The sequence below is a fragment of the Kibdelosporangium banguiense genome (assembly GCF_017876405.1).
Taxonomy (GTDB): Bacteria; Actinomycetota; Actinomycetes; order Mycobacteriales; family Pseudonocardiaceae; genus Kibdelosporangium; species Kibdelosporangium banguiense.
The window spans coordinates 7921249-7944345 of the sequence record NZ_JAGINW010000001.1; the positions used below are offsets into that span (position 1 = coordinate 7921249).

Annotated in this window: 16 protein-coding genes; 11 read left to right on the forward strand and 5 right to left on the reverse strand. The window is 66.9% G+C overall.

Annotated features, from left to right (window positions below):
• Positions 1 to 65: 65 nt before the first annotated feature.
• Genes JOF56_RS36380 through JOF56_RS36415 form a run of 8 tightly spaced genes read left to right on the forward strand, consistent with a single transcriptional unit; the run spans position 66 to position 6763 of the window.
• Positions 66 to 1421, forward strand: a complete 1356-nt coding sequence (locus tag JOF56_RS36380) for an aminomethyl transferase family protein (RefSeq protein ID WP_209643965.1) — start codon at positions 66 to 68, stop codon at positions 1419 to 1421.
• A gap of 26 nt (positions 1422 to 1447) precedes the next feature.
• Positions 1448 to 2338 (forward strand): methylenetetrahydrofolate reductase, encoded by an 891-nt coding sequence (locus JOF56_RS36385; RefSeq protein WP_245378519.1) that lies wholly within the window; start codon positions 1448 to 1450, stop codon positions 2336 to 2338.
• The gene (gene purU / locus JOF56_RS36390; protein ID WP_209643966.1) at positions 2335 to 3207 is read left to right on the forward strand and encodes a formyltetrahydrofolate deformylase; all 873 of its coding nucleotides are present in this window, start codon (positions 2335 to 2337) and stop codon (positions 3205 to 3207) included. Before JOF56_RS36385 ends, purU begins: the two co-directional genes overlap by 4 nt.
• An 18-nt stretch (positions 3208 to 3225) precedes the next feature.
• Complete coding sequence (locus tag JOF56_RS36395) at positions 3226 to 3570, forward strand: protocatechuate 3,4-dioxygenase (protein WP_209643967.1); 345 nt, start codon at positions 3226 to 3228, stop codon at positions 3568 to 3570.
• 1 nt (position 3571) lies between these two features.
• Positions 3572 to 4420 (forward strand): class III extradiol dioxygenase subunit beta, encoded by an 849-nt coding sequence (locus tag JOF56_RS36400; protein WP_504739856.1) that lies wholly within the window; start codon positions 3572 to 3574, stop codon positions 4418 to 4420.
• Positions 4417 to 5121 (forward strand): alpha/beta fold hydrolase, encoded by a 705-nt coding sequence (locus tag JOF56_RS36405; RefSeq protein WP_209643969.1) that lies wholly within the window; start codon positions 4417 to 4419, stop codon positions 5119 to 5121. The genes JOF56_RS36400 and JOF56_RS36405 overlap by 4 nt, the downstream gene beginning before the upstream one ends.
• Positions 5122 to 5136: 15 nt before the next feature.
• Positions 5137 to 5415, forward strand: a complete 279-nt coding sequence (locus JOF56_RS36410; RefSeq protein ID WP_209643970.1) for a muconolactone Delta-isomerase family protein — start codon at positions 5137 to 5139, stop codon at positions 5413 to 5415.
• A gap of 34 nt (positions 5416 to 5449) precedes the next feature.
• A complete protein-coding gene (locus JOF56_RS36415) occupies positions 5450 to 6763 on the forward strand; it encodes an MFS transporter (RefSeq protein ID WP_209643971.1) in 1314 nt (437 codons plus the stop codon).
• Position 6764: 1 nt separating this feature from the next.
• Here JOF56_RS36415 and JOF56_RS36420 read toward each other — a convergent pair whose 3' ends face one another.
• The gene (locus tag JOF56_RS36420; RefSeq protein WP_209643972.1) at positions 6765 to 7436 is read right to left on the reverse strand and encodes a response regulator; all 672 of its coding nucleotides are present in this window, start codon (positions 7434 to 7436) and stop codon (positions 6765 to 6767) included.
• 184 nt (positions 7437 to 7620) lie between these two features.
• Between JOF56_RS36420 and JOF56_RS36425 the strand changes: the two genes are divergently transcribed.
• Entirely contained in the window at positions 7621 to 10707 is a 3087-nt protein-coding gene (locus tag JOF56_RS36425) for an ATP-binding protein (RefSeq protein ID WP_209643973.1), read from the forward strand.
• Here JOF56_RS36425 and JOF56_RS36430 read toward each other — a convergent pair.
• Entirely contained in the window at positions 10685 to 11452 is a 768-nt protein-coding gene (locus JOF56_RS36430; protein ID WP_209643974.1) for an ABC transporter permease, read from the reverse strand. The genes JOF56_RS36425 and JOF56_RS36430 overlap by 23 nt on opposite strands.
• A complete protein-coding gene (locus JOF56_RS36435; protein ID WP_209643975.1) occupies positions 11449 to 12408 on the reverse strand; it encodes an ATP-binding cassette domain-containing protein in 960 nt (319 codons plus the stop codon). Before JOF56_RS36435 ends, JOF56_RS36430 begins: the two co-directional genes overlap by 4 nt.
• A gap of 253 nt (positions 12409 to 12661) precedes the next feature.
• On the opposite strand from JOF56_RS36435, the gene JOF56_RS36440 reads away from it, so the two are divergent.
• On the forward strand, positions 12662 to 14644 hold the full coding sequence (locus tag JOF56_RS36440; RefSeq protein WP_209643976.1) for an APC family permease: 1983 nt from the start codon (positions 12662 to 12664) through the stop codon (positions 14642 to 14644).
• A 7-nt stretch (positions 14645 to 14651) separates the two neighbouring features.
• On the forward strand, positions 14652 to 15776 hold the full coding sequence (locus tag JOF56_RS36445) for a magnesium and cobalt transport protein CorA (protein WP_209643977.1): 1125 nt from the start codon (positions 14652 to 14654) through the stop codon (positions 15774 to 15776).
• Between the two features lie 10 nt (positions 15777 to 15786).
• Here JOF56_RS36445 and JOF56_RS36450 read toward each other — a convergent pair whose 3' ends face one another.
• Both JOF56_RS36450 and JOF56_RS60325 read right to left on the reverse strand, forming a co-directional pair.
• The gene (locus JOF56_RS36450; protein ID WP_209643978.1) at positions 15787 to 16362 is read right to left on the reverse strand and encodes a hypothetical protein; all 576 of its coding nucleotides are present in this window, start codon (positions 16360 to 16362) and stop codon (positions 15787 to 15789) included.
• The gene (locus JOF56_RS60325; RefSeq protein ID WP_209643979.1) at positions 16362 to 22913 is read right to left on the reverse strand and encodes an RHS repeat-associated core domain-containing protein; all 6552 of its coding nucleotides are present in this window, start codon (positions 22911 to 22913) and stop codon (positions 16362 to 16364) included. The genes JOF56_RS36450 and JOF56_RS60325 overlap by 1 nt, the downstream gene beginning before the upstream one ends.
• Positions 22914 to 23097 lie beyond the last annotated feature (184 nt).

Sequence of the window (23097 nt, forward strand, 5' to 3'; positions counted from 1 at the left end):
ACTGGATCAGGCGGTGTTACCGCTCCCGGAACGTCGAGCATCGAGGCCAGGAGGTACGCCACGTCATGGGTGTCGAAAGCCTTGAGGCCGCGATCCGACGCGCCGGGTCTCCGGTCGAGCTGCTGCGCAACTCGGCAGTGCGGCCCATGACGTTCCCGATCGCCCCGGAGTTCACGAACTGGCGCTCCGAACAGCAGGCCTGGCGGACGTCGTGCGCTCTTTTGGACCAGTCACACCACATGACCGACCTCTACATTCGCGGCACGGACGCGCTCCGGCTGCTGAGCGACTTCGGCGCCAACACCTTCGCCAATTTCACCGCGGGCAAGGCGAAGCAGTACGTCGCGGTGAACCAGGACGGCTACTTCATCGGCGACGCGATCCTGTTCCACCTTGAGGACAACCTGTTCGACGTCGTGGGCCATCCGACGGTGAGTAACTGGTTGCAGTACAACGCCGAGATCGGTGATTACGACGTCACCCTGGAACGGGACGAGAACTCCTACGACCGGCCGTCCGGACCGCCGAAGATCTACCGCTACGAGCTGCAGGGCCCCACGGCCAAGCCACTGGTGGAGAAGCTGACCGGGGAGCCGGTGCCGGACGTGAAGTTCTTCCACATGGCGGAGTTCACGATCGCTGGGTACCGGGTGCGCGCACTGCGGCACGGCATGGCTGGCCAGCCCGGGTTCGAGCTGTTCGGACCGTGGGCCGAAGGTGAGGACGTCCTGGCCGCGATCCTGGCTGCTGGTAAGGAGTTCGACCTCGTCCGGGCCGGGGCCAAGGCGTATTCGACGGCCAACCTGGAGTCCGGGTGGATCCCGACCGCGGTCCCGGCGATCTTCGGGCCCGAGATGCGTGGCTACCGCGAGTGGCTCGGCGTCGACTCGCTCGGTTGCATGGGCGGCAGTATGGATTCCGCCGACATCGCCGACTATTACGTCACCCCGTACGACATCGGGTACGGCCGGACCGTGAAGTTCGACCACGATTTCCTCGGCCGTGCCGCCCTGGAACGCATCGCGCGGGAACCTGCCCGCACGAAGGTCACCCTCGTCTGGAACCCCGACGATGTCGCGGCTGCGGTCCGCTCGCTCTACGAGCCCGGAATCCCAGCCAAGTACATCGAACTGCCGAAGGCGCGCTACGCCTTCTTCCAGGTCGACAAGGTCCTCGCGGACGGACAACCGATCGGGCTGTCGCTTGACCTCGGCTACATCGTCAACGAGCAGGACTTCGTGTCGCTGGCGACCGTCGACCGTACCCACGCCGAGCCCGGCACTGAGGTGACCGTGCTCTGGGGCGAACAGCCCAACTCCGCCAAGCCCGGCGTCGAACGGCACCGCCAGGTCGAAATCCGGGCCGTCGTGGCACCCGCGCCTTATGCCCGGGAAGTCCGCGACAGCTACCGCAAGGCCTGAGCAGGCCGCCAACGGAAAGAGGAACCATGGTGGACCTCAACAGCAGGGAGGCTGCCGGCAGCCGACGCCGGCGCTCGAGTCTCGCGGACCTCGTGCGGAACATGGGCTACGAGGTCATGCCGTTCAAGAACGCCGAACAGGACGTCCTCGACCACGTTCCGACAAGCGTCCCGCTGACCGTCACCGTCACGGAGGCGAAGGGCATCGACACCACGATCGGCCTAACCGAGCGCCTGCTGGGCCACGGCTATCGGGTAGCCCCACACCTGCCGGCCCGGCAGTTCCTTGACGCCAGCCATGTCGCCGACGTCATCGCCCGGCTGCGCGAGGCCGGGGCCACGTCGGTGTTCGTGATCGGCGGCGACGCCCCGACACCGGCCGGGAAGTTCGAGGATGCGTATTGCCTGCTGCAGGCGATGGAGGAGATCGGCCATCCGTTCGACCAGGTCGGGATCGGCGGATACCCCGAGGGCCACGGGACGATCCCGCAGGAGGCGATCGACCTGGCGCTCAAGCAGAAGGCGCCGATGGCGACCCATGCCGTCACACAGATCTGCTTCGACGCCAGGACAACCGCCGGCTGGGCCGCCCACGTCGCGGAATGTGGCGTCGACCTGCCGGTCTTCGTCGGCATCCCGGGCCCTGTCAGCCGTCAGAAGCTCATCCGCATCTCGGCCGCCATCGGGCTGGGGCAGTCGGCGAGGTTCCTGCGCAAGCAGCAGAGCCTGCTCTGGAAGTTCCTGCTGCCCGGCGCCTACAAGCCGACCGGACTCGTCCGCGCGCTGGGCGAGGCGGTGCCACGCACGGCGAACAACATCGTCGGCCTGCACATCTTCACCTTCAACGAACTCCGTAAGACCGAGCAGTGGCGTCAGCGGCTGCTGGCCTCGGCGGCTGAGAAGGACGATCGGCGATGACCGTGAACCACACCGAAGAGGACTACGGCCGCCTCATCGTTCAAGGCGCCGACCAGCCAGGCATCGTGTCCCGCGTCTCGACCGTGCTCGCCGAGCAGGGCGCCAACGTCGTCGCACTCGACCAGTCGACCAGCGACCCGACCGGCGGACGCTTCTTCCAGCGCACCATCTTCCACCTGCCAGGCCTCTCTGTGAAGCTGCCCGACCTTGAGCTGGCGCTGGGCGAGAAGCTGGTCGACGACCTCGGGTTGTCCTACCGGCTGGTCGAGAGCAAGCGGCACAAGCGCGTGGCCATTCTCGTGTCCAAGGCTGATCACTGCCTGCTTGACCTGTTATGGCGCCAGCGCCGTGGGGAGCTGCGCATGACGGTCCCGATGGTGATCTCCAACCACCCCGACCTCGGCGACGACGTCCGCCAGTTCGGCATCCCGTTCTTCCACGTGCCCGTCGAGAAGGACAAGAAAGCCGAAGCGGAGAAGGAACAGCTGAACCTGCTCAAGGGCAACGTCGACACCGTCGTGCTGGCCCGCTACATGCAGATCATCTCCGGGGATCTCCTCGACGAGCTCGCTGTCCCGGTGATCAACATCCACCATTCCTTCCTGCCCGCCTTCATGGGCGCAGGCCCGTACCAGCGAGCCAAGGACCGTGGCGTGAAGCTCGTGGGCGCCACCGCCCACTACGTGACCGAGGACCTCGACGAAGGCCCGATCATCGAACAGGACGTCATCCGGGTCTCGCACGAGGAGTCCGTGCGCGAACTGCAACGCAAGGGTGCCGACGTCGAACGCCTGGTGCTCTCGCGGGCAGTCGCCTGGCATTGCGATGACCGCGTCATCCGGGACGGCAACACCACCGTTGTTTTCTAGGAGCTGAAGGACACGACCATGACCACGGCGAAGGACAACTACGTCCTCGACCTCGAGAACAACCGGCGCGGTTACGCACTCAACCGGATGTTCGGTTCGTTCAGGCACGCGGAGAACCGCGACGAGTTCGCCGCCGACGAGGCGGCCTACTGTGACCATTATGGACTGACGTCTGAGCAGAAGAAGGTTGTCCTGCAACGGGACTGGATAGGCATGCTGGATCTGGGAGCATCCATTTTCTACTCGTTCAAGCTGGCGACGATGGACCGCAAGTCCATGCAGTACCTGGGCGGCGTCTTCACCGGCATGACGGCCGAGCAGTTCGCCGAGGCGTTGCAGGCCGGAGGGCGGAAGTTTGGCTGAGGTGATCTGGGGTCTGGCGACCTCGCACGTGCCCTCGATCGGCGCGGCCATGGACAACCACAAAACCGGAGACCCGTACTGGAAGCCGTTGTTCGACGGCTACGCCCCCGCCCGCGAGTGGATGGCCGGGCACAAGCCTGACGTCGCGGTCGTCGTCTACAACGACCATGCCAACGCCGTGGGCCTCGACCTGGTCCCGACGTTCGGCATCGGCACGGCCGAGGCCTACGACGTCGCCGACGAGGGCTGGGGGCAACGGCCTGTGCCGCGGGTGACCGGGGCGCCCGAACTGAGCGCGCATCTGGTCCGCGAACTGATGGACGACTCGTTCGACATCGCCACCTTCAACCAGTTGGACGTCGACCACGGCCTCACTGTGCCGTTGTCGGTGTACTGCCCGGACCCGGGCGACGCCTGGCCTTGTGCCGTGGTGCCGGTTCTGGTCAACGTCATCCAGTACCCGCAGCCGACCGCCGCTCGTTGTTTCGCGCTCGGGCAGGGCCTCGGCCGGGCGATCCGCTCGTTCCCCCAGGACATCAAGGTCGCCGTCTTCGGCACCGGCGGGATGTCCCACCAGCTGGCCGGGGCCCGTGCCGGGCTGATCAACACCGAGTTCGACCGGATGTTCCTGCAGGCGATCGAGACCGAGCCGGCCAAGCTCGCCGCCCTGACCCGCGAGGACTACATCCGCCAGGCCGGCACCGAGGGCATCGAGCTGATCATGTGGCTGGTCATGCGCGGCGCCCTCAGCGAGAACATCCGCCGGATTCATGACACCTACCACGTCCCGGCGTCCAACACCGCCGCGGCGCTGGCCTTGTTCGAGGACCTCGGGACGGTGAGCCGATGAGCACTTTCGTTCTCCTGCACGGCGCCTGGCACGGCGGCTGGGTCTGGCAGCGCGTGGCCCCGCTGCTGCACGACGCGGGCCACGAGGTCCACACGCCGACCTTCACCGGCCTCAGCGACCGCGCCCACACGCTGAATCCCTCGGTTGGCCTCGGCACCCATATCGAAGACGTCGTCGCGCTCATCCAGGCCCACAACATCCACGACGTCATCCTGGTCGGCCACAGCTACGCCGGACAGGTCGTCACCGGGGTCACCGACCGCATCCCGCACCGCATCCAACGGCGGGTGTACCTCGACGCGTTCGTCGGCGGCGACGGCGACGCCGCGATCGACCTCCAGCCCGCCACGGTGGCCGCGCACTACCGGGAATCAGTCGCCGGCCCCGGTTTCGGCTGGCTCATCCCGGTTCGCTCGCTGCAGGTCCTCGGCGTCACCGACCCGGCCGACGTCGACTGGCTCTCGGCTCGCCTCACCCCGCACCCGTGGCTCAGCTACATCGAGCCCCTGCGGGTGACGAGCGTGGTCGACCAGGTTCCCGCGGCCTTCATCGAGTGCACCGACTGGATGCGGGTGTTCAAGTCCCACGCCGAAAAGGCCGCGGCCCGCGGCTGGCCGGTCCATACGCTTGCGACCGGTCACGAAGCCATGGTCACCGCCCCCAAAGAGCTCGCCGGCCTGCTGCTGGCCATCGCCGGCTGAGACCTGGAGACAAACATGGAATTCCTGGTCCGTACCGAGAACCTGCTGCCCGCCGACACCCCGGACGACGTACGCGAACAGCTGCGCAAGGGTGAACGAGACCGTGCCATGCAACTGCGTGAAGCGGGCATCCTCAAACGGCTCTGGCGCGTGCCCGGCCGCAACGCCACCGTCGGGCTCTACGAGGCCGAAGACCCCGCCGCACTGCACGACGCGCTCACGTCCCTGCCCATGTGGAAGTGGATGGACGTCACCGTCGAGGCGCTGGCCACGCACCCGCAGGAACGCCGTTAGACCCCTGAGGTACACGCTCAACGAGGAGCCGCCCATGTCCAGGCCCGCCCCCAAGGCCAGAACCGTCGCGCTGGCCAGCTACATCGGCACGACGATCGAGTGGTACGACTTCTTCATCTACGGCGTCGCCGCGACGCTCGTGTTCCGCACCCAGTTCTTCCCGGCGTTCTCGGAGTTCGGCGGGACCCTCGCCGCACTGGCCACGTTCGCCGTCGGGTTCATCGCCCGCCCGATCGGTGGCATCGTGATGGGCCACTTCGGTGACCGGGTCGGCCGCAAGTCGATGCTCGTGGTCTCCCTGCTGATCATGGGCGTCGCCACTACCCTCATCGGCCTGATCCCGACGTATGCGGCGATCGGTGTCTGGGCGCCGATCCTGCTGGTGGTGCTCCGGCTCGCCCAGGGAGCCGGCGTCGGCGGCGAGTGGGCGGGCGCGGTCCTGATGGCCATCGAGAACGCCCCGCCGAAGCGGAGGTCGCTCTACGGCTGCTTCCCGCAGCTGGGGCTCCCGTCCGGAATCCTGTTGTCCCAGCTGGTCTTCCTGCTGCTGACCGAGTTCCTGCCGGCCGGGGCGTTCGCCACCTGGGGCTGGCGGATCGCGTTCCTGCTCAGCGCGGTGCTGATCATCGTCGGGCTGGTCATCCGGCTGCGGATCGAGGAGAGCGCCGACTTCGAACGCGTCCGGGCCACAGGCCAGGTCGAGAAACTGCCGCTGATACAGGCCTTCCGGCAGTCGCCGCTGCAGCTGCTGGTCGGCAGCGTCGCGTCGATCGCAGCCCCGGCACTGGGTTACCTCGTCTCGGTGTACATGGTCTCCTACGGCACGGCCCAGTTGAAGCTGCCGACGTCGACGATGCTGTGGATCATCATCGGGGTCAGCGTGTTCTGGATCGTCCTGATGCTCGCAGCCGGTATCGCCGGCGACCGTTTCGGCCGCAAGAGGACGTTCGTGGTGGGGGCGGTGCTCGCGGTCGTGTGGGCGTTCCCGATGTTCGCCTTGGTCGACACCAGATCCGTACCGTTGATCTTTCTCGCCCTCGTGGTGATCACCGCCGCGAACGCGATCATGGCCGGACCGCAGCCCGCGCTGATCAGCGAGATGTTCCCGATCCGGCTGCGCTACAGCGGGGCCTCGCTGTGCTACACGATCGGGTCCGTGGTCGGCGGCGGCCTGACCCCGCTCCTGGCGACGGCGTTGTTCGCCGAGTACGGGACCACGATGGCGGTCTCCACCCTGATCGCCGGGATCTCCCTGCTGAGCCTCGCAGCGATCCTGCCCGCCGGGCGTCGCATCCTCTACGCCGAGGAACGTCGCCCGGAGCCGGTCGTGGTGCCTGCCAGCGACTGATCTACCCCTGTGGTGGTACGAGCCCTTCGCGGACCGCGACCAGGGCGGCTTGCGTACGCGAGGACAGTTGCAGCTTGCGAAGCACGTTGCTGACATGTGTCCTCGCAGTACGCTCGCTGATCACAAGCTCCTCAGCGATGGCCTTGTTCGACTTCCCGGTCGCAACCAGGCTGAGCACGGCACGCTCGCGCTCAGTGAGCGCGCTGAGGCCGGTCGGCGGCGACACAATCTCCTGCGTGAGCCGTCGGGCGACCGCAGGATCGAGGAACACTTCGTCCCGCGCCGCGGCATGGATAGCAGCGGCAACCTCCGCCGGGCCGGCGCTCTTGAGCAGGTAACCCGACGCGCCACTGGCCAGAGCCACATGCACCCGTTCCATCTCACCGAAGCTGGTCAGGATCACCACCCGCACGGACGGATACGCCGCCGCGATCCGCGCCGTGACCTTCGACCCATCCATCCGCGGCATCAGCAGGTCAAGCAGAACGACATCGGGCAACTCACGATGGGCGGCCATGGTCTCGAGCTTGTCCAGGGCCTCCTGCCCGTCCACGGCCTCGCCGACGACCTCCATGTCGTCGAGAACCTCGAGGTAGGCGTTGATACCGCGGCGAACGACCGCGTGGTCGTCCACGATCAGAACCCGGGTGGCTGTGGATGCCGGTGTGCTCATGACGTCCGTGCCCTTCCTACATCATGCTGAGCCCGTGCTCGTCCGCGAGACTGCCAGCTTGACATCCGGCTGCGCATTCTTCGAGTGCGGAACACGTGTTCTGAGTCCATTCGCGACGAATGACGTAGCCGCCGCTACAGCGTTGTGCCGGGCGAGGGCGTCATCGCTCGCTACTCTTTCGCTGGTGACCATCGAGCTGGTTCTGCTGTCGCGGGTGGCCTTCCGGGGTGTGGAGGTTGTGGGCGCCAATCTGCGTGGCCTGCTCGCGCTTTTGGCTGGTGAACTGCGCATGGGTTGCAGTACCGCGCGGCTGGTGGATGAGTTGTGGCCGGATGAACAGCCTGAGCATCCGACCAAGGCGCTGCAGATTGTGGTGTCCCGCGCCCGTGCGCGGCTTGGCGCGGATGTCATTGTCCGGACGCCCACGGGCTATCGCCTCTCCTTGGACGAGGGGCAAGTTGACGCCTCCGCTGTGCTCCTCAGCGCCTCCGCCAGCGAGCAGTCGGCCCGCGCTGGCGACCACATGGCTGCGCTGCAGCATGCTGAGGCTGGTCTTGCATTGTGTGAAGGGGCTTCGAGCTGGGGTGACGCGGCTGACGACCCGCTTTCTGTGTTGCGGGCGGCGCGGGTGGCGACGTATCGAGCGTTGACACGTGCTCGTGCGCTGGCGCTGTCACGGCTGGGGCGGGCGGGGGAGGCGGTCGAGCCGCTCAACGACCTGGTTCTGGAGCGGCCGAGGGATGAGGAAGTCCTGGCGGAGCTGCTGCGCTGCGAGGCGGCCACGGTGGGTCCTGCGACGGCATTGGCCAGGTACGACGGTTACCGGCGGGAGTTGCGTGATGAGCTGGGCAGTGAGCCCGGCCCAGCGTTGCGTAGCCTGTATCGCGAGTTGCTGCTGAGTGACGCGCCTGCGGTCCGGCATGGGGTACGGCAGGAACCCAATCTGATGCTCGGCCGCGACAAGGACATCGCCGCGGTGGTCGATCTGGTGCGTATGTCGCGGGTGACGTCGATCGTCGGTTCGGGTGGCCTGGGCAAGACCCGGCTCGCGCACGCGGTCGGTCGTGAGGCGGAGCAGCGGGTGGTGTATTTCGTCGGCCTTGCTGGTGTGAGCGCTGACAGTGATGTGGCTGGTGAGGTCGCGTCCGCCCTCGGTGTGCGGCAGGCCGGGCCAGGGCGGCTCACGATGCGGGCTGATGTGCTCGCGGGCATTGTCGACGTGCTTGGACCTGGCTCTGCGTTGTTGGTGCTGGACAACTGCGAGCACGTGGTGCGCGGGGCCGCTGAGCTGGTGCAGGCCTTGGTGTCGATGAGCAAGGACCTGCGGGTGCTCACTACCAGCCGCGCCCCGCTCGGTCTGTCCTCGGAATCGGTGTATCCATTGCCTGAATTGGACCTGCCGACGATGGTCGAGCTGTTCGGCCAGCGCGCCCGCGCAGTCCGTCCCGAGATCGACCTGCCGCCGACAGTGGTGCGGGAGCTGTGTGGTCGCTTGGACGGGTTGCCGCTGGCCGTGGAATTGGCAGCCGCGCGGGTACGGGTGATGTCGGTGGTGGAGATCGCCGACCGGTTGGACGACCGGTTTGCCTTGCTGCGAGGCAATGTCCGGGACGCGCCGCAGCGGCATCGCACTCTGCACGCCGTCATCGACTGGAGCTGGCATCTCCTGGAACCCGCTGGGCAGGCGGCGATGCGTGCGCTGTCGGTGTTTCCCGGTGGGTTCACCGCGGCTGCCGCGCGTCACATACTCGGTGACGATGCGGTTGTGGAGCAATTGGTCGACCAGTCGCTGCTGAGGGTGGCCGACAGTGGGACGGGCACGCGTTTCGTGATGCTGGAGACGGTGCGTGAGTTCAGTGCCGCGCGTCGTGAGGACGCTGGCGAGAACGATCGCGTTGTCGGCCGTTTTCTTGGCTGGGCAGTCGATTTCGGCGGGCAGTGGGCAGCATCGGGAGACGGTTTCGTCTCGGCCTTGGACGAGATCCGGGCCGAGCAGGACAACCTGCTGCAGGCACTGCGGTACGGGCTCGAAAGCGAGGATGGTGCGACCGTCGCGGTGACGGCGGCTCTGCTGGGCAGTATGTGGGTCACCGAGTCGAACTTCACTCGGTTGGCCGCGCTGGCCAAGGACATCGGCTGGGTGTTGTCGCATTTCCGGCCGGAGCCCGCCTTCACTGAGACGACCAGGACGGCTGCGGTGCTGGCGGCGATGATCGGGTTTGTCATGCCGGATCTCAGCCCGTTGCGTGCCCTGGTCGCGCTGCGCCGGTTGCCGCCTGCGCCGCCGGACACAGTGGTGAGGGCGGCCCATGTGGCGCTGTGCGCGCCGGATGTCGTTGCGCTGCAGGAGATGTCGGCCAGTGACGATCCGCTGCCGGCCGGCTTCGCCAGCTACGTGCTCAGCTACATGTGCGAGAACGTCAACGATCTGGACGGTGCGCTGGCGGCGGCCAGGCGGATGCTGGAGTCCTTTGAGGACGACAGCCTGCTGTTGATCCGGGCCGTGGCCCACGGCCGGGTCGGTGAGCTGTGCCTGCAGGTCGATCCTGGGGAAGCAGCGTTTCGTCACCTGCATATGGCGCTGACGATCACACAGGAGCTCGGGTGGTCGGTCACGACCCGGGCGAGATGGGCGTTGGTGCTGGCCGACCTTCAGCGCGGCGCGTTCGACGAGGCGGAACGGGGGCTGGCGGAAGCGGTCCAGGGCAGCGGGGACGAACCGCTGTTGTTCGAGATCTGTGCGCGTGCCGAGATCCTGCTCGGCCGGGGTGATGTCGAGGGTGGCCTGGATCTGTGGCGACGGGCCGCCATCCGATCAGGCAACGTCGGCAATGACCTGTCCGGCCTGTGGCCCTTCGAGGTCGAGGCCGTCGCCGTGGTCACCCATGCCCGCTACGGCCGCCTGGATTCGGTCAGGGAGATCGTCGGCAGGTTGCCTGCCATACTGTCCACAAGGGTCACATCAGTGCCGGTGGTGGAGTTCCCCATCTGCGGTTCGCTTCTGCTGGCGCTGGGCGTGGCCGATCTGGACCGTGGAGCCGTCGTCCAGGGTGTACGGATGATCGCGCTGGCGCAGTGTTTCGGGCTGCTGCGCGAATTCCAGCCCACCATGTCCCCTGAGCGGATCACGGACATCGCCCAGCAGGCCGACAGCCTGGTGTACGCCGACGCGGTGTCGGCGTACACCAGGCTCGATCATGACGGCCTACGGGCGGAGGCCTTGGCAGCGCTGCGCGCGAGGGATCAGCTCACCGGCTCGGATCCCGCCTGAACAGTGCCCGAGCCCACACGTAACCGGCCAGCGCGAGGCCGACACACCAAGCGACCGCCAGGACTCCGGCATTGTTGATGGGCGTGCCCAGTAGCAGGCCACGCAACGCATCGATGATCGGTGTGAAAGGCTCGTTCGCGGCGAACCAGCGCACCGGCGCGGACATGGCCTCTGGCGAGACGAACGCGCTGCTCAGGAACGGCAGCACCTGAATGACGAGGACAAACGGACTCGTCCCCTCGGCCGTCTTGGCGAGCAGTCCGACTCCGACGGCCAGCCAGTTGAGGGCGAGCGCGACGAGCGCGAGCAGGCCGAGGGTGGCCAGCCACCGGAGCGGGTCACCCGTGGGCCGGAATCCCAGCAGCAAGGCGACGCCGATTACCAGGATGGCGCTGATCACCGCGCGCACAGTGGACACGACCACGTGCGCGGTGAGCACGGAGGCACGGGAGATCGCCATCGTGCGGAACCGATTGATGATGCCTTCGGTCATATCGGTGTTTACGGCGATGGCCGTGGTGGTGGAGCCGTAGCCGACGGTCATCAGGAGGATCCCGGCAACCAGGTAGTCGATGTAGTCGCCACCTTGGGGAACGGGCCCGAGGCCTGCGTTCAGCGTGCCGCCGAACACGCCGACGAACAACAGCAGCAGGACCACCGGAAGCCCGATGGTCATGATCACCGCGCTGGGGTTTCGCATGGCGTGCTTGGTGTTGCGCCGCAGCATGGTCAGCGCGTCGCTCATCGGACTGTCTCCTTCGTGATGGTCGTGTGGCCGGTGAGGGCGAAGAAGACGTCATCGAGGTCCGGGGTGTGCACGGACAACTCGTCGACCTCGATCCCGGCTCCCTCCAACTGGCTCAGCAGCGCCCGCAGCGCTGGGACGCCGCCATCGCCAGGAACCTGGAGGGTGAGCGCCTCGTCGTCCTGGGACGCGTTACCGAGGGCACGCGCCGCCGCGTCGAGACGGGCCGCATCGGCGAACCGCAGCCGGACATGGCCACCAGGGATACCGCGCTTCAGTTCCTCCGGCGTGCCCTCCGCGACCAGTTTTCCCTGGTCGAGCACGGCGATCCGGTCGGCGAGCTCGTCGGCCTCCTCCAGGTACTGCGTGGTCAGGAAGATCGTGACGCCACCGGCGACCAGTCCGTGAATGGTCTGCCACATCGTGCGGCGGCTGCGCGGATCCAGCCCGGTGGTCGGCTCGTCGAGGAAGATCACGCGCGGGTCGCCGACCAGCGTCATCGCCAGGTCCAACCGGCGGCGCATCCCACCGGAGTAGGTCGACACCAGCTTCGCGGCCGCCTGCGTCAGATCGAACTTGCCGAGCAGTTCCGTGGCGCGCCGCTTGCCCTCGGCGCGGCCGAGGTGGTGCAGGTCAGCCATGAGAAGAAGGTTCTCCTCACCGGTGAGCAGGTTGTCCACCGCGGAGAACTGGCCGGTCACCCCGATCGCGGCACGCACCGCGTCCGGTTGCTTGACCAGATCGTGCCCGGCGATCCGGGCCTGGCCGCCGTCGAAGCCGATCAACGTCGACAGGATCTGCACCGCCGTGGTCTTGCCGGCCCCGTTCGGGCCCAGCATGCAGAACGTCGTGCCCTCGCGGACATCCAGGTCGATGCCGTCGAGCACCACTTTGTCACCGAATGACTTGCGCAGCCCGGTCACTGTGATCGCCGATCGTGATTCAGCGCTGGTCATGTCCCTCCTCTCGTCGCCGTGGCGCTGTGGCCACGCTCAGCCGGAGGGTGCGGGCAGCGAGTTTCACCGCGGTTTCATCCCGGCCTCGCCGCGGACTGTCCGGATTGGTCTTTACGAAATCCTGATGCCGGTGCCGGTGAGGACCCGGTGATCCGTCGGTAACCTGCGGCGGAGCGACGGATCCTGGGGGCGGCACGCCGACGTGCCGAAGCCGAGCGCGTCGCGTTCCGCTGAGTTCCCGGAGCCTGAACACATGAGTAGCGCGCCTGAGCTGGCCATCCCAGCGAGCGTCGAGAATCCCGCCGCCACCAGACCACCGGCCAGAGGTGTGGCCCGCTGGTTGATGCGCCACCAGGTCCAGCCCGTCGGGCCGGAGAGCGGCGAGGGGCATGCCAAGCCGCAGGCCTGGTGGAAGGTCATGTGCCTGACCGGTGTGGACTACTTCTCGACCCTGTCCTACCTGCCGGCCATCGCGGCGCTGGCTGCGGGCGCGTTGTCGCCGTTGGCGACCTTGCTGATCGTGGCGCTCACGCTGCTGGGCATGCTGCCGATGTACCGGCGGGTGGCCAAGGAGAGCCCGCACGGCCAGGGCTCGGTCGCCATGCTGGAGCACCTGCTGCCGTTCTGGCGGGGCAAGATCTTCGTGCTGGTCCTGCTGGGGTTCGTGGCCACGTCCTGGATCGTGACGATCACGCTGTCGTCCGCGGACGCGACCGTTCACCTGCTGGAGAACCCGATCGCGCCCGGATTCCTGCACGGTCAGGAAGTACTCATCACGGTGATCCTGCTGCTTGTGCTGGGCGGGGTGTTCCTGCTCGGCTTCAGCGAGGCGGTCGGTGTCGCCATCCCGCTGGTCGCGATCTTCCTGCTGCTCAACGCCGTGATCGTCGGTGCCGGTGTGGCCGAACTCGCGGCACGTCCCGAGCTGATGTCCGGCTGGGTCGACCGGCTCACGGCCGGTGGCAGCGGTATCGGCGACATCGCCGCCCCGGCGATCCTGGCCTTCCCGCTGCTGGTGCTGGGGCTGTCGGGGTTCGAGACGGGGGTCAGCATGATGCCGCTGATCGCCGCTGACGGGCAGAGCCCGCGCGAACGGCTTCAGTCGCGGATCCGCAACACCCGCAAGCTGCTCACCGCAGCGGCGTTGATCATGTCGGTGTACCTGATCGCCACCAGTTTCGTGACCACTGTGCTGATCCCGGCCGAGAAGTTCCAGCCAGGGGGAGAGGCCAACGGCCGGGCGCTGGCCTATCTCGCGCACGAGCAGCTCGGTGAGGTGTTCGGCACGGTGTACGACCTCAGCAGTGTGCTGATCCTGTGGTTCGCCGGTGCGTCGGCGATGGCTGGGCTGATCAACATCGTGCCGCGCTACCTGCCGTCCTACGGTATGGCGCCGGAGTGGGGCCGCGCGGTGCGTCCGGTCGTGCTGGTCTACACCGCGATCAGCATCCTCATCACGATCATGTTCGACGCTGACGTCAACTCCCAGGCCGGCGCGTACGCCACCGGGATCCTGGCCATGATGGTGTCCGGGTCGATCGCCGTGGCGATCTCGGCGATCGGCCGGCGCCAGAAGTTCGCGTCGATCGGCTTCACCGTACTGACATTGGTGCTGCTGTACGCACTGGTGGAGAACATCATCGAGAAACCCGACGGGATAGCCATCTCTGCCGCGTTCATCGCCGGTGTCGTGGTGATCTCGTTGATATCGCGGGTAAGCCGGACCACCGAGTTGCGCGCCGACCGCATCGAGTTCGACGAAGCCGCCCGCCAGTTCATCGCGGACGCACTCGCCCACGACGGCAGGCTCAACATCATCGCGAACAAGCGGCAGACCGGCGACGACGCCGAGTACCGGGACAAGGAGCTGGAACAGCGCGGCATGAACCCAGTGCCAGGCGACGCGGACGTGGTGTTCCTCGAGATCGAGGTCACCGACCCGTCCCAGTTCAGCGGTGTTCTCACCGTCCACGGCCACGAGATCGCCGGCCATCGCGTGCTGCGTGCAGGCAGCCCCGCGGTGCCCAACGCGATCGCGGCTGTGCTGCTCGCGCTGCGTGATGCCACCGGGGTCCGGCCGCACTGCTACTTCGAATGGTCGGAAGGCAGCCCGCTGGGCCACATGTTCCGTTACCTTATCCTCGGCCGCGGTGACACACCGCCAGTCGTCCGGGAGATCATCCGGGCATGCGAACCGGATCCCGCCTGCCGGCCGGGAATCCACGTCGGCGGATAGAGGACACATGTCGGGCAAGCCGGTCCCCGTGCCGATCTCGGCGTATGTGGTCGATTGCGCGGTGTATGTGAACGGCTCGCGCCTGCCGGGCCGTTGGACACACGACGCCGCGATCGCCGAGGTACGCGAGCGTGGCGAAGGCTTTGTCTGGATCGGACTGTACGAACCGGCCGCTGAGCAGATCGAGGGCATCGCAGCGACCTACGGATTGCATGAGCTGGCGGTCGAGGACGCGGTGTGCGCGCATCAACGTCCGAAGCTGGACCGCTACGACAACATGCTGTTCATGGTCCTCAAGACCGTGCACTACGTCGCGCACGAGTCGCCGGACAGAGCCAACGAGATCGTCGAGACCGGCGAGATCATGGCGTTTCTCGGCCCGGATTTCATCGTGACCGTCCGCCACGGCGACCATTCGGGACTGCGTGGGCTACGCCGGGAAATCGAGGCCATGCCGGAGCGATTGCGGCTGGGCCCGTCAGCGGTGCTGCACGCGATCGCCGACCGGGTCGTGGACGACTACCTGGACGTCAGCGAGTTGTTCGAACGTGACATCGAGGAAGCCGAGTCCGTGGTGTTCGCGCCACGCAGCCCGGTCGGCGCCGAGCAGATGTACCTGATGAAGCGGGAAGTACTCGAGTTACGACGGGCCATCGCGCCGCTGTCGCCGCCGGTGCGCCGGTTGGTCGACGCGGATCTTGCGTTGATCCCGGCCGAGGTGCGCTCGTACTTCCGCGACGTGGACGACCACCTGACAATCGTGACCGACCGGGTGACGCGGGCCGACGAGCTGCTCAACGGTCTGGTGAACGCCACGCTCGCGAAGATCACGCTGCAGCAGAACAACGACATGCGCAGGATCACCGCATGGGCGGCCGTCATCGCGGTGCCGACCATGGCAGTCGGCGTCTACGGCATGAACTTCGACTTCATGCCCGAACTACGCTGGACATACGGATATCCGATCATGATGGCCGTGATCCTGCTGGCATGCCTGGTGGTCTACCGGATCCTCAAACGCAACCACTGGCTGGGCTCCGGGCGCACCGTGATCTGGGTCCTGCTGCTCGTCCTGGCCTGGCTCACCCTGATCATCGTGCAGATCGCCCACGGCATGGGCGCGGCACCCTGACTGACAGCGTTCAGACCGGTTGCAGTGTTGCGCGCAGGTCGGCGGGGTGGCGGATCCAGAGGTCGACGGCGGTGCCGTCCGGGCGGGTCAATGTCAGGCATCCCTGACTGCCTGGCCCCCAGATCGGCACCACCTCCGCCGACCATGATCGGTCGAAGACGAACGTTCCTGCGCCGCGCTTTCGGTCAGCCTCACGAGGCTGCCAGTTCAGTTCACCATCGATCAAAGACAGGCGGCCCAGCAACTCGCCGACTTCGTCCACCCGGCGTGCGTGCTGGCCCGGCGCTTTGACTCCCAAGAGCTGGGCCATTTGTATCGGAAGCTGGGCGGGCCACGACGGCGGTGCGCCTGCTGCTCGCCGTCGTAGCTCCGATCGCTTGTCCCTCCACAGCAGCACGTTGGCGATCACGTACGCCAGGACGAGTGCCCCGGCGAGAACGGCGACGACCGGGACCACGCCTGTTCTCAGCGACAGCGAGGCTCCCAAAAGGACGACAAATCCGACGCCGAGCAGTGCGCGGCTTCGCCTGCGTCGTTCCCGTTCCCGGCCGTATCCGGTCATTGTGTTGTTCCGCCTGTCTCGCATCAGCAGATGATCGCTGCACCGCCATAGGGAGAATACGTGCGTGGCGCCGGTGCCGCCGTTCCTCCTCCCGCCCCGCCGCCGGCTTCGTTCAGTCCCCAGACGGTGCCGGCGATACCGGAGGTCAGCGAGTTGAGGTTGGCGAACATGCCCCACGAGCCGGGCGCGAAACCCCAGTCGGCCCAGGTGCCTATCCCCCCGAGCCCGGTGGACAGGATGCCGAGCCCACAACCGATGCTGATCAGGTTCTGCGCACAGGTGACCGCAGTGCTCACCGCACCCAGCGCGGTCGCCGTGACGTCCGCGACCACCCCGACCGTGACCGCCCCGCCGATGAGGACGTCACCGACGCCGAAGGTCGCCAGGCCGAGGCCGACGGCACCGACTGCCAATCCGGCGTAACCGGCGTAGGTGCCGATGGTCGACCACGTGTCCTTCGACCAGCTGAACGGGTTCCACCAGCTCAACCCGTCGATATCGGTGAGGTTCAGCGGATTGTCCGAAGTGTACGCATACGGCGTGCCGGTCTGCCCGACTTTCGGGTCCACCGTCAGGAACAACGCGTTCGCCGGGTCGTAGTACCGGGCCCGTAGGTAGACCAGCCCGGACTCGCTGTCGGTGAACTGCCCGGTGAACTGCAACGGTGTCACGGCCGTCCCGCTGTGGGTGGCGACGCCGTAGGGCGTGTACGAGTAGGTGCCCGCGACCGCGCCCGAGGCGTCGAGCAGACAAGCCGTCGACCCGACCTGGTCGTGCACGAACCAGGCCGAGCTCGCCGCGCCGATCTGCTCGATCGGCAGGCCCCCGGGCCCGTACAGGTAGCTGTTCGTGCCGTCGGTGAGGATGTTCGGCGTCTTACTGGAATCCCAGAAGAACGTTGTCGTGGCGCTGCCGACGGTCTTCGAGGTTCGCAGGCCGTCGCCGTTGTACCGGTAGGTCGCCGAGGACGAGCCGCCGAACGTCGTGAGCCGCCCGGCCTGGTCGTAGCCGAAGGTGGTCGAACCCGCCGTCTTGCGTTCGCCGAGACTGTCCGATGTGTACGGAGTAGCGCCGGTGGGAACCGTGCCGCAGCTGGGATTCGTTACGCTGCCGCTCGGCAGTGACCAGCACAGCTGACCCGCGGGATCGAATGCCTGAGTCGCGGCACCGACCTTGGTCGGGTTGTCAGCCGCGTCGACACCGTAAGTGGTCGAACCATCCGAACTCAGTTGGTTCTTCGCGTTGTAGCCGAACGTCTGCGACGCCGTTCCGACCTGCCGCGAAGACAACTGGCCGATCGGGTCACGCCCGAAGGTCATCGAGAACACCGTGGTGGTTCCGGTGACCGCCGTGGTCGACGTGAGCTGGTCGGCGTCGTTGTAGCCGTTGGTCACCGTCGTGCCGTTCGGGTACGCGGTGGTCTTGGCCGCACCGGCGTTGTCGTAACCGAACGTGGTCTTGTTGCTGTTCCAGTCCGTCACGGTCTTGAGCCGTTCGGCGTCGTCGAACGTTCGGACGACGGCTGTGGTCTGGCCCGGGTAGGTGATCGAGGTCTGGTTGCCGTTGTCGTCGTAGCCGTACCCGGCCGTGGCACCTGAGCCTTGCGTCTGCGTGATGACCTCGCCGAAAGTGTTGAAGGTCCAGGTCGAGGTGCCGGTGCCGTCGGTCATCGACACCCGGCGACCAGCCGGATCGTAGGTATAGGTCACGTTCGGTGTCGTACCATCCGAATAGGACACACTCTTCGTGTGGCCTGCCGCGTCGTACCCAAGGGTGGTGACGCGCCCAGTCGGATCGGTCGATGTCAGTATCCGTCCTGCTGGGTCGAGGTGCGAGCTCGTGGCGCGGTTGTCAGGATCGGTCCGGGAGTTCTGCCGTCCTTGACCGTCGTAGCCGTATGTCGTCTTGGCGTTCAGGCCGTCGATGGTGTCGGCGATTGTGCCGTCGGGGTTGTACTCTGTGATCTGCGTGCTGTTGTCCGCCTGGGTGACCTTGATCAGCTGGTCGGCCGGATCGTAGGCCGAGGCGATCGTGTGGTTGTTGGCATCGGTGACCGACTTCTTGTTCCCGTCGGCGTCGTAGGCCGTGCTTGTCTTGTGGCCCAACGGGTCTGTGGTAAGCGTGACGTTGCCGTGGGCGTCATGCCCGTAGGTCGTGCAGCCCTTCGCGGGCGGCGTGCAGCCGGGAGCCACACCCGCCGCGGTGCCGTTGGCGTCCACAGTGGAAGTCAGATGGCCGGTGCCGGTGTCGTAACCGTACTGGGTTTTGTCCCCGGCACCGTCGGTCTCGGATGTCTTGTTGCCGAAGCTGTCGAACGTCGTGGTGGTGGTCTTGCCGTTCGGGTCGGTCACCCGGGTCCGGTCGCCTGGGTGGGCGGCGTCGTCGTAGAAGAACTTCGCCGTCCGCACCGGCGCCGGGCCGAAGTTGCCGGTGGTGGACTCGACCACGTTGTTGGCCTTGGTCTTCGTGGTGGACGTGAGGTCGTGCACGCCGGCCGCCGGCACCTGACCGCCCTGGTCGTACTGATTCACCGTCGCGACCCCGTCCGGACCGATGGTCTCCAGCAGGTTCGCCGAGTCGTCGTAGGTGTAGTCGGTGGTGAAGCCCAGTGCGTCCGATTCGGACGTCTTGTTGCCGTGGTCGTCGTAGGTGAAGGTCCGCAGATCACCGTCGGCGTCGGTCGCGGTGCTCACCCCGAGGGTGACCGGGTCGTAGGTGTAGGCCGTGGTTCCGGCGTCGGAACTGCTGTAACCCTTGGTCTCCGAAACCAGCAGCCCATTCTGGTAGGTCTCCAGCGTCTTGTGGCCGGACGGGTCGGTCGTGAGCGTCTGGCCGGCGTTCAGGCCGCCGTCGGGACCGTAGGTGAACGATGTCGTGTGTCCGTTCGGGTCAGTCTGCGTTTTCACACGTTCGGCGCTGTCGTAGACCATCGAGGTGACTGTCGAGGCGGGGCCGCCGAAGTTGGCGGGTGATCTCATCGACGTCATCAGGTGGTTGCCGTCGTAGGTGTAGTGCGCGTGGTCGTCGTCCTTGAGCGTCGGCGTCCGTGTGGTGCCGACTCCGTATACGTCGGCGAGATTTCCGTTGGCGTCATAGGCATACGTGACCTTGCGCCCGGCGGTGTCGGTCAGCCCGGTGATGTGGTTCCCGGTCCAAGTCAGTGTAGAGGCGCGGTTGCCGGGATCGGTGATCGTCGACAGGTGGCCGGACCCGTCGTAGGCTAGCGTTGTCTGGTAAGGCGGGTTCGCTTTGCTCCCGGCCAGATCCGTCTCACTGGTCAAGTGTCCACTCGCGACATCGAACGTGAACACCTGGCTGCCGCGCCGCGTGTAGACATACGACGAACCGGACTTCACCAGCGTAGCGTCGTAGCGCGGCGCGGAAACTGCGTACGAACCGCTCGAATTGACGAACGTGACCGAGGAACCGTCCTCCTGCTTCACGGTGACGTTCCCGGTGGCGCCGTCGGTTGCTGCCGCGATGTTGTACGAATACGTCCAGCCGTAGCCGAAGGGGCCGTCGGCGGCGAGTGTCTTGTTGGGGCCGTTGGGGTCCGCGATGCTTTCGGCGTAGCTTCGCTTGAACTCCAAGGGCATGCCGCGTCCCGGCGTGCTCAGGTCGGTGAAGTCCTCACCGAAGTAGCCAGTCGCCGTGTCGACCGGGTCGCCCGCGGTGCGCCTGCCGCAGCCGCACTGGACCCAGGAGGGGTTGGAGCCCTTGGGCTCGTCCTGGACCCCGGGCGGGCCACCGATCGGCTGCCCGGGGGTACCGCCCTGCGGAACGAAGGCGACCGCGTCGAACGCCACGTCGAAGTCAGAATAGCCGTAGCCGCCCTGGTCCTGGGAACTGCCGTTGTTGTTGAGCGTGACGTTGCCGCCGTTCTGCATGGCGAACGTGCCGATGGTCACCCACTGCTCGGAGTTCCAGGCCTGGTTGACCCGGATCTTCCAGGGCGAGGCCCCGCCGCCCGGGTTGATGGTGTAGACGACGTTGGTCGCCTGCGCACCCAGGCCCGGCAGGTGGATCTTGACCTTGTAGTACTGCAGCGAAGGCAGGTTCGGTGTCCACACACCGGTGTTGATCAGCGACGGGTTCGACCCGTCTTCGGTGTGGGTGAACAGCACGCGGCCGCCGAGGCCGGTGCCGAGCTGGTGGGTGTCGATCGCGCCGATCGGGTCACCCGCGGAGTTCGTGCCGTACGTGTAGGTGAAGGTGCCGCCCGAGGACCAGTTCGACGAACCACAGCCCTGCAGGTTGTACCGCGACGGCTCGTCGTCGACGATGATCGATCCTGAAGGCACTTTGGACGTGTCCTGGTTGCACGTCGGCGGGTTCTGGCTCGGGTTGCCGGGTTCGCTGCCGCCGGAGACCGCGTACGGGCTGGTCGCGCAAGTGGTGGCGCAGGTGGGGATCCACGTCACCGGCTGGTGCCACCAGCACTGGAAGTCGTCGAGCATGCAGTGGCTCGCGCCCGGGTTGCTCGGGTTCGTCGCGTTGGGGTCACAGTGGTTGTCGGTGGTGCACATGGTGGTGAACGGCGCGGGCTGCACCCAGCGCGCTCCGCCGTTGTACGTCGGCTTCGCGTAGGCCTGGCTGCCGTAACGGATCAGCGGGCTCGCGGTCCAGCCGAGCACACGCTCCTGGTACGGCCAGCTTGCCGGGTGTGCTGCGTCGGCGTAGGTGTCCTGCAGGTACGGGTCGCGGTTGGGTGGGTAGTCGAGGTTGGCCGGGTTGTTCGTCCAGCCCAGCCCCCAGGTGCCGTGCGGGCCGGTGCAGGACGGGCTGGGCGTGCAGCCGGTGGTGTTGCCGTTGGCCGCGTTCGGCTGGATGCCGGAGTTGTACGCCCAGGCCGCGAAGTACCAGTTCTCCAGGTAGCGCGGGTCGGCGTTGTTGGCGGTGATGCCGGCGGTGTAGAGCTGGTTCCAGGTGGTCTCCAGGATCTGCAGGCCGGCGGCGATGTTCTCCTGGTAGTCGACGGCCACCTTCCACTGCCCGTGCTCGGACAGCGAGTGGTCGCCGATGTGCATGCCGTCGGTCACCTGGCTGATCCCGTAACCGCAGTCCGAAGCGGCATAGTTGATCGAGACGATATCGCCGCCCGCGCCGTAGTAGCTGGCGATCAGCGGGTCGCCCGCGGTGCCCGCCGGAGCGTGCCACGAAGCCTGTGACCAGTTCGACTCCTGGGCCATGATGCCCTCGAAGATCGACCGTGGCACGGTGTTCGTGCCGCCCGACGGGTGCGACAGCGGGATCAGAGGAAAGTCGCTGTTGGGCGCGTAGGCGGCCAGGCCCATGTTCGCGAAGCCCGTTGGGCGGGTGTAAGCGCTGCCGGTGAGCAGGCCCTGCTCGGCCAGTTGTACGGCCCAGTTGACCTGCGCTGGGCTCGGCTGCATGACCTGACGGTTGGCGGTGAGCGGTGGCACTGCGCACTTGGGCGACTGCGCCGTGGTCGTGTTCGGCGCTGCGGCCGCGTCGGCCTTGGGGGTCAAGCGGTTCATGCGCGGCGCGGCCGTCGTGGTCGTGGGCACGGCGGAGTACGTCGGCACAGCGGTGGCGACCTTCGCCGTGCTGGCGGGGACGGCAGGTGCCAGGACGTTGCCGGTCTTCGTCGCCAGCAGCGCCGGGGCGGACTTCTGGCCGTTGGCGTCCGGGCCGAGCAGCGCGTCGCCGTCCAGCGACGAACTGGTGGCGCCGCGTGCGAGTCCCGAGTCCTTGACGCTCGTGACACCGGCCTTCGCCAGGACGTCGCCGGTCGCAGGGTTCGCACCGGAGAGGACGGTGTGCCCGGCGCGGCCTTGGAACAGCTGCACGCGGGTCAGGTCGCCTGATCCCAGGACCGTCACCTTGCCTGCGTTCTCGTGCGCCGCGGTAGCCGTCTTCGCGCCGGGCTCGGTGTGCAGGAAGCTGATCCCGCCGTCGACGGAGGGCCGCAGGTTGTAGGCGTCGCCGGGAACAGTCGCGAGCACCGACGGCTTTCCGTTGGCGGGCACGGAAACCAGGCGGTTGCCCGCGACACCGACGATGCCGTTCGCGGCGGGCACCGCGGAGGTGATCTGCCCGGGAGCAGTGACCGACGAGTCGATCTTGCCGGTGGCGAGGTTCGCGCTCAGCAGCCGGGTGGTCTGGTCGTCCGTCACGGTGAACACGGCTTCGTCGCCGGTGCCGCAGCCGGGGGAGTAGTACTTCAAGCCGACGCCACCAGCCAGCGCGCGCACCGCGCCCGAAGCCAGATCGACGGAGTAGGCGAAAGCACCGTGGTCGCGCGCAGCCTGGATGTTCACCGCGGACGCGGGCAGGATCGCCAGCGCGGCGAACTTCCCATCGCCGGAAAGGCACTGGTAGCCGGTCCAGGAGGAGTCGTCGAACCCGGCCGGGTGGATCAGCGCGATCTCCCGCCATGCGAACCCGGCGGCCTCGCGGCCCAGCACAAGGTGATAGCCCTGGGCGTCACCCCAGCCATCGATGGCGACGTCTGCGGATTTCGCCGCATCAGGCCCGAAATCGGCCGGTTTGGGCGCGGCGGCAGGTTTAGGCGGAGCCGGGGGTTTCGGTGCGGCATCAGCCACCGGCGCCATTCCCGCGAATAGGGAGAAAACACTCAGGAAAAGGGTGAAGAATCGGCCAATGCGGCGTAAAAACAATGGGAAAACGGACGTTCTGCGCATGCGACTGCCCACACCGGACACGGCACGAACCTTTCCCCAGAGAAAAGCGCCACCCAGAAGTCCTGGGAACGCAGAGGGAAATCTAACCCGGCCG

Coding starts and splice junctions, on each gene's coding strand:
- JOF56_RS36440 (WP_209643976.1), top strand. CDS start 12,662: ATGAGTAGCGCGCCTGAGCTGGCCATCCCAGCGAGCGTCGAGAATCCC.
- JOF56_RS36395 (WP_209643967.1), top strand. CDS start 3,226: ATGACCACGGCGAAGGACAACTACGTCCTCGACCTCGAGAACAACCGG.
- JOF56_RS36415 (WP_209643971.1), top strand. CDS start 5,450: ATGTCCAGGCCCGCCCCCAAGGCCAGAACCGTCGCGCTGGCCAGCTAC.
- JOF56_RS36380 (WP_209643965.1), top strand. CDS start 66: ATGGGTGTCGAAAGCCTTGAGGCCGCGATCCGACGCGCCGGGTCTCCG.
- JOF56_RS36450 (WP_209643978.1), bottom strand. CDS start 16,362: ATGCGAGACAGGCGGAACAACACAATGACCGGATACGGCCGGGAACGG.
- purU (WP_209643966.1), top strand. CDS start 2,335: ATGACCGTGAACCACACCGAAGAGGACTACGGCCGCCTCATCGTTCAA.
- JOF56_RS36420 (WP_209643972.1), bottom strand. CDS start 7,436: ATGAGCACACCGGCATCCACAGCCACCCGGGTTCTGATCGTGGACGAC.
- JOF56_RS36445 (WP_209643977.1), top strand. CDS start 14,652: ATGTCGGGCAAGCCGGTCCCCGTGCCGATCTCGGCGTATGTGGTCGAT.
- JOF56_RS36405 (WP_209643969.1), top strand. CDS start 4,417: ATGAGCACTTTCGTTCTCCTGCACGGCGCCTGGCACGGCGGCTGGGTC.
- JOF56_RS36385 (WP_245378519.1), top strand. CDS start 1,448: ATGGTGGACCTCAACAGCAGGGAGGCTGCCGGCAGCCGACGCCGGCGC.
- JOF56_RS36410 (WP_209643970.1), top strand. CDS start 5,137: ATGGAATTCCTGGTCCGTACCGAGAACCTGCTGCCCGCCGACACCCCG.
- JOF56_RS36430 (WP_209643974.1), bottom strand. CDS start 11,452: ATGAGCGACGCGCTGACCATGCTGCGGCGCAACACCAAGCACGCCATG.
- JOF56_RS36435 (WP_209643975.1), bottom strand. CDS start 12,408: ATGACCAGCGCTGAATCACGATCGGCGATCACAGTGACCGGGCTGCGC.
- JOF56_RS60325 (WP_209643979.1), bottom strand. CDS start 22,913: ATGGCGCCGGTGGCTGATGCCGCACCGAAACCCCCGGCTCCGCCTAAA.